General features: G+C 60.5%; 2 protein-coding genes. Both read left to right on the top strand.

Annotated features, from left to right (window positions below):
* Positions 1-11: 11 nt before the first annotated feature.
* Positions 12-1238, top strand: a complete 1227-nt coding sequence (locus NW838_RS10440; RefSeq protein ID WP_414428002.1) for an aminotransferase class I/II-fold pyridoxal phosphate-dependent enzyme — start codon at positions 12-14, stop codon at positions 1236-1238.
* A 162-nt stretch (positions 1239-1400) separates the two neighbouring features.
* The coding region (locus tag NW838_RS10435; protein ID WP_414428001.1) for a hypothetical protein at positions 1401-1936 on the top strand (536 nt) is incomplete at its 3' end.

Raw genomic sequence — 1936 nt, 5'->3', positions numbered from 1 at the left:
GAGGGATCCCGTTGAAGGCGGCAGAGCTTTTAGACAGAGCAGAAGAGGCTCTACAGGAGCAGTTTCAGGCGGTGGAGAAGACCCTCAGAGAGAACCTGGCGCGGGTGCTGCGGGCCTTTCGCGACCAGCGGGTGGGATCCCATCACTTTGCCGGGGTGTCGGGGTATGGCCACGACGACCAGGGGCGGCAGGTTTTGGATCGGGTGTTTGCCCAGATCATGGGCTGTGAGGCAGCGGTGGTGCGGCTGCAGATGGTGTCTGGTACCCATGCCATCGCCTGTGCTTTGTTTGGGGTGCTGCGTCCGGGGGATGAGCTGCTGAGCATTACCGGCCCCCCTTACGACACCCTTGAAGAGGTCATCGGTCTGCGGGGTTCCGGGCGGGGATCCCTGCGGGAGTTCGGCATCGATTACCGCCAGTTGGATTTGCGGGAGGGAACTGTTGATTGGCAGGCCCTGAAAACCGCCCTCAGACCGCAAACCCGGTTGGTTCACATTCAGCGCTCCTGCGGCTATGATTGGCGGCCCAGCATTCCCATCGCCCAGATCGCCGAGATGATCCAAATGGTCAAAGCGCAAAACCCCGAAGTTGTGGTCTTTGTAGACAACTGCTACGGCGAGTTCGTGGAAACCCAGGAGCCAACCCATGTGGGCGCAGATCTGATTGCCGGATCTCTGATCAAAAATCCGGGGGGCACCCTTGTTCCCGCCGGGGGCTATGTGGCCGGGCGGGCAGAGCTGGTGGAGCAAGCGGCCTGTCGGCTGACGGCTCCGGGCATTGGTTCGGAGGGGGGGGCAACTCTAGATCTCAACCGCCTTCTGTTTCAAGGCCTGTTCTTGGCCCCGCAGATGGTGGCCGAAGCGGTGAAGATCGCCCATCTGGCGGCGCAGGTGTTTTCTGATTTGGGCTACCCGGTCTCGCCTCTGCCTCAAGCTCCTCGCACCGATATCATCCAGGCCATTCAATTGGGATCCCCGCAAAAGCTGCAGGCCTTTTGCCACGCCATTCAAAACAGTTCTCCTGTGGATTCCTACCTCACCCCAGTTCCGGAGGTGATGCCCGGTTATGCAGACCCGGTGGTGATGGCAGCAGGCACCTTTATTGCCGGGAGCAGCGCCGAGCTGTCTGCCGATGGGCCGATGCGGGATCCCTACACCGTCTACTTGCAGGGGGGAACCCATCTCTACCATGGGCGGCTGGCCCTAGAAGCCGTCTTGCAAGCTTGGGAGGCCCTGTAGACCAGTATGCTCTCGGCTGGAAAAGCAAGGAAGGGGCAGGCCAACAATCTCAAAACTCAGCATGAAGTTCGGCAGAAGTTGTCGTCTCTGGCCAACCTTTTCCCTCAATCAGGGGGTAGGATCAGTCCACAGTGGCCATTCTTCAGAGAGGGATCCCTTCCGATGTTGAGCTGGTATCGTTCTTGCGCATCTCCTCGCCGTTGGGGATCCCGTTTGACTCTGGCTCTGGTGGCATTGGGGTTGGCTGGCGGCTGTCGGCTGTTGGATCGGGTGGGAGAGAGCGGCTTGCCGGTGGGATCTGCGCTGACCCGTTCTGCTCTGTGGAGAGGCAGCCAAACCGTGACGGGAGCGCTGGAGGTGGGAGATCAAGTCAGCCGCCAGTACGGCAGCTTTTGGGATGGGATCCCCGTCACCGCTGAGCCGGGACAGATTTTGATTGCGGCCCTAGAGAGCGAAGATTTTGATGCTTACCTGGAGCTGGTGGACGGCCAAGGGCGGGTGATCGGCTTTAACGATGACTCTGGCCCAGATGTGAATGCCCTGTTGGCGGTGCGTCTGCCGGAGGGAGGCACCTACACCTTGCGGGCCACCAGCTTTGAGCCGGAATCCACCGGCAACTACCGGCTCACCTATGTCCTCACCCAGGTAGATTGGCAGGAAAGCCTATCGGGCCGTCTGCAGGAGGGATCCCTTCAGCA

The sequence above is a fragment of the Synechococcus sp. R55.2 genome (assembly GCF_047462075.1).
In the GTDB taxonomy this organism is placed as follows: domain Bacteria; phylum Cyanobacteriota; class Cyanobacteriia; order Thermostichales; family Thermostichaceae; genus Thermostichus.
Note: the sequence above shows the minus strand (reverse complement) of the source record. Positions and strands in the feature narration are given on the sequence as shown.